This is a genomic window from Mesorhizobium sp. M1409 (genome assembly GCF_040317535.1).
Classification (GTDB): domain Bacteria; phylum Pseudomonadota; class Alphaproteobacteria; order Rhizobiales; family Rhizobiaceae; genus Mesorhizobium.
In genome coordinates this window covers 1-4,129 of sequence record NZ_JAMYKV010000120.1, presented here as the reverse complement: position 1 = coordinate 4,129, position 4,129 = coordinate 1, and the positions used below count along the sequence as shown (strand labels likewise).

The following is a 4,129-nucleotide window of genomic DNA, read 5'->3' as shown; positions in this document are numbered from 1 at the left end:
CGCCGTCCAAATTGACAGAGAGCACCGCCCGCCAATCCTCATCGGTCGTATGACTCGTCGGCGCGGAACGAGACACGCCGGCATTATTGACGAGTATGTCGGGGCATGAGCCGATTTTGCCAGCGAGATCGCGGATCGCCTGCGAAGCGGTGACGTCAAGTTGATGGACCTGCGGCTTGACGGGAAACTGATCTGCGGCCTCCGCGAGGCGGATTCCGTCGGCATCGGTCAGAATTATCTTAGCACCGGCTTGTTGCAAGGTGAGCGCGATCTGCAAACCGATGCCACGCCCTCCACCGGTCACCAGCGCGGTTTTCCCGGCAAGGTCAAATTTGCTTTGGAAAGATGTGCTTTCAAAAGGCGGCATTGCTGTCTCCTAGGTGTTGTTGGACTGCTGATTGGATCGGCCGCAGTAAGAGATGCCATCGAGCATCTCCGACGGTCTTGGGTCTCGGGCACGGGTGTTTCGACTTGAACTGAACGCTCAGCCTCGGATTCCAAGAAGAAGGTCGCGACGCGAGATTATGCCCACCGGCCGATTGTCCTCCATCACCGTTATGTCCCCTTCGTGATGGGTAACCAAATCGATGATGGTACCAAGCTTCTCAGTGGCTGCCACAGTGGCTCCGTTCTGAGGCATTAGAACCGGGTCGTTCGGAATCGGTTTCATAATCTTACGCGCGGTCACAAGTTCGAGCCTTGAGATGCCCTTCACAAAGTCTGCCACGTATTCGTCCGCAGGTTCCGTAACAATTTCCTCGGGCGTCCCAACCTGAACGAACCTGCCGTCCTTCATGATTGCGATATGAGTGCCAAGTCTAATCGCTTCATCGAGGTCGTGAGTGATGAAGATGGTCGTCTTTTTGACGACCTTGGAGAGTTCCAGGAACTGCTGCTGAAGCTGCCGGCGGATCAATGGATCGAGCGCAGAAAATGGCTCGTCCATCAAAAGAATCTCTGGATCTGCCGCCATAGCTCGAGCCAACCCTACACGCTGTTTCATGCCACCTGACAACTCGTCCGGAAACCGCGAAGCCCACTCTTCCAAGCCTACGAGCTTGAGCTTTTCTTTTGCCGTCTTCATGCGTTGCGCTTTGCCGACACCACGTAATTCAAGGCTCAAAGCGACGTTGTCTTGAACGCTGCGGTGGGGCAACAACGCCATGTGCTGAAACACCATGCCTACACTCGTCGACCGCAGAGCGCGCAGTTCTGAGTTGCTCAATGCACTGACATTGCGGCCAGCTACGATGATTTCGCCGGCGGTCGGCTCAACCAACCGGTTGATATGTCTAATCAGAGTCGACTTGCCAGATCCAGACAGACCCATTATGCAAAAAATTTCACCCTCGCTGATCGAGAAGGATACATCGGCAACTGCGGTGATGGCGCCGTACTGTTCTAATATTTCGGACTTGGAAAGTCCTTGCTCCCGGATGGCGTGGAGGGCGGATTTCGCTTTATTTCCGAAGATTTTCCAGATGCCGGTACACTGTACGATGGGGTTGCTCATCAGATACCTTTGTTACTCAGATCCAGCTGACAGCCGCTGACTTGGAGACGGTCGAAAGAGTCGCATGGCATACCCAATTGCCGCAGCTGGGCCGTGTGCCCAGATTTCCCCAGGACGCTTTCGAGGCTGCGCGAGAGCTTGTGTGATCCGATCGAGAACGATGGCCAGAGCGACAATGCCGAGGCCTCCGCTGCTGGCGAGCCCAACATCGAGGCGGCCAATGCCACGAAGCACCATCTGGCCGAGTCCGCCAACTGCGATCATCGAGGCAACTACCACCATAGAAAGCGACATCATCAGCGTTTGATTAACACCTGCCATGATCGTCGGCAGCGCCAGTGGGAGCTGAGCTTTCCATAGCAATTGCCGATCGGTCGCGCCAAAAGCCCGCATAGCTTCATTGACTTCTTCCGGAACCTGGCGGATGCCCAGATATGTCAAGCGGATCACCGGTGCGACCGCGAAGATCACGGTAACAATCACACCCGGCACGTTGCCTATGCCGAAAAGCATGACAATGGGGACCAGATAGACGAAAGCTGGAATCGTCTGCATGCCGTCAAGGATTGGCCTTAGAATCGAGTATAATAGCTGGGATCTGGTTGACAGAATTCCCAGGGGAATGCCGATGGCCAATGAAAAGATCAGTGCGGTAAGCACGATCGAAAGCGTTATCATGGTTTCTGGCCAGACGCCGATAAAGCCTACAAATATGAGAACGGCTGCAAGTGCCGTGGCCAGCCGCCAGCTAGAAAGCTGCCACGCCAGCAGCATGACGGCCGCGATTATCAGCGTCGGCGATGCTGAAGTCATAAAGTGGGTGAGCGACTGCAAGACTGAGTCAAACGGTGCTTTAATCGTTTGGAAGAACGGCCGATAGTTATCAACCATCCACCGCAATCCGTCGCTTACCCAAGACGCGAGTGGCAATTTCCCGCAATCAAACGGATTCAAAAGGTCACATCCGCTCATCCTTGTTCCTCGTCGCATTTTGAAGCTGGTTTACCGATGAGAGTAGCACTAGTTTCCTCCTCGGGGGGGGGTAAAAAAGTAGACTCAAGGGTGACTTTATTTCAGCCACTACCTCCTGGTTTCCTGGTTGGATGAAACGACGAGTCCAGTGGGCTTTTCCCTCCAGACACCGTCCAACTGATGTTACCCCAACTCGAGTAGGTGCTCGTTCCGACTCTGGGGCGACGCGGTTATCATGGAGAGTCTGCTCGCGAACAGGGCGGCCGACGTGTGCCAGGCGATCGAACAGACCGGGCAACGCTTCGCTCTTCCTACCTTCTCCAAGTTCCAATGCTGCCACGCGGGCACAGTCGTGACAGTCCGGCTGAGACTGTCGGTAGCTTTTCAAGTTGTCCGGTTTTGGTAGCACATCATTTGTCCGCTTCAGTTTTGCGTCGAAGCGGTTCACGCGGCTTGCCCGATGCGGCAGGTCTCTTGGATTGCGGCGCCGTCGGGCATGTATCGAGCAATGCGGCGGGGGCCATGGAAGACCGCGAGCGTGCCATCCGGGTAGTGCCTGATCTTGACCGTGGCTTTGACGAAGTGATGTCGGATCGGGCTCTGCGGCAGCTGCAATCGCAGCCGCGCGAAGGCGATCGTGTTGTCGCGGGCAACGACGCGCTCCTCCTCGATGCACAGGATCTGAGCCATTTGCTGCGGGTCGGCGGCGACAAAGGCGCTGTCTTCGACCGCGGCCGGCCTGGCGAAGCGGGCATTGTGAGCCGGCAGATAGGTCTGTGCGATGAAGCGGTTGGCGGCTTGGATATCAGCAATGCCGGCCAGCGCCAGTTCCTTAGGCAGCCGATCCTGCAAAGTGGAGAACATCCGCTCGGAGCGGCCCCTAGCTTCAGGCGAATAGGCCGGGATATGTTCGATGCCCAGTTGCCGCAGCGCCCGCCCGACCTGGGTCAGCCGGCTCTTGTCGACCGCCTCGCCGGCCTTGAGCGTCACGAAATAGTGGCTGCCGCGATCGGTGTAGAGGCTCGACGGCAGTCCCTAGGCGACCAAGGTCTCCAGAAGTCCCTGAAAGCTCGACGCCGTGCCTTCCTCCTCGATCAGGAAGGCTGAATAGAGCGTGCTCGTCGCATCGTCCATCGTCACGATCAGATCCAGCATCGGCTGGCCTTCCAGCCAGCCATGCCGGCTGCCGTCCTGATGCAGCATCATCCCCTCGCACGGCTTCCTTTCCCGCTTGCGCCGGTGAGCACCGCGCCGCTTGGCGCGTCCCACCAGGCCCGCCGCGTGAAGCTGCGTCTTGATGAAGGTGTAACCCCAGCTGAAGTCGTGATCGCGCAGCAGGTGCTCGTGGAAATGCTTCACATTCCATCCAAGGTAGCGATGACGACAAAGTTCCAGCATCTCCTCAATCGCTTCCGCAGGCACCCGACGGGTCGAAATCTTGCCCAAACGCCGGTCGAGCAACCCAACTTCCCCAGCCTCTTCGTAACGGTCGCGGTAGCGGCGAAATTGCCGCTCCGACATGCCAAGCAACTCGCCTGCCTCCATCATCGAAAGATCGCCGCCCGCTGGTGCGGACCATGTCGGCGCTGGATGGCTTCGTAACGGCAGCGGTCACCGGGCCGCGGTTCCCGGACCCGCAAGACT

The 4,129-nt window shown here is 57.4% G+C and carries 5 protein-coding genes; all 5 read right to left on the bottom strand.

Going from position 1 to position 4,129, the window contains the following annotated elements:
- Positions 1 to 367, bottom strand: a 367-nt coding sequence (locus NKG99_RS35405) for an SDR family NAD(P)-dependent oxidoreductase (RefSeq protein ID WP_352874087.1), incomplete at its 3' end; no start/stop codon positions are given.
- Positions 368 to 484: 117 nt separating this feature from the next.
- Entirely contained in the window at positions 485 to 1,513 is a 1,029-nt protein-coding gene (locus tag NKG99_RS35400; RefSeq protein WP_352874085.1) for a quaternary amine ABC transporter ATP-binding protein, read from the bottom strand.
- 12 nt (positions 1,514 to 1,525) lie between these two features.
- The gene (locus NKG99_RS35395) at positions 1,526 to 2,485 is read right to left on the bottom strand and encodes an ABC transporter permease (protein ID WP_502913114.1); all 960 of its coding nucleotides are present in this window, start codon (positions 2,483 to 2,485) and stop codon (positions 1,526 to 1,528) included.
- Positions 2,486 to 2,929: 444 nt separating this feature from the next.
- Positions 2,930 to 3,475 carry a hypothetical protein gene (locus NKG99_RS35390; RefSeq protein WP_352874083.1) on the bottom strand — a complete coding sequence of 182 codons (546 nt, stop codon included), beginning with the start codon at positions 3,473 to 3,475 and terminating at the stop codon, positions 2,930 to 2,932.
- 45 nt (positions 3,476 to 3,520) lie between these two features.
- Positions 3,521 to 4,033 (bottom strand): helix-turn-helix domain-containing protein, encoded by a 513-nt coding sequence (locus NKG99_RS35385; RefSeq protein WP_352874082.1) that lies wholly within the window; start codon positions 4,031 to 4,033, stop codon positions 3,521 to 3,523.
- Positions 4,034 to 4,129 lie beyond the last annotated feature (96 nt).

Coding starts and splice junctions, on each gene's coding strand:
- NKG99_RS35395 (WP_502913114.1), bottom strand. CDS start 2,485: ATGAGCGGATGTGACCTTTTGAATCCGTTTGATTGCGGGAAATTGCCA.
- NKG99_RS35385 (WP_352874082.1), bottom strand. CDS start 4,033: ATGATGGAGGCAGGCGAGTTGCTTGGCATGTCGGAGCGGCAATTTCGC.
- NKG99_RS35400 (WP_352874085.1), bottom strand. CDS start 1,513: ATGAGCAACCCCATCGTACAGTGTACCGGCATCTGGAAAATCTTCGGA.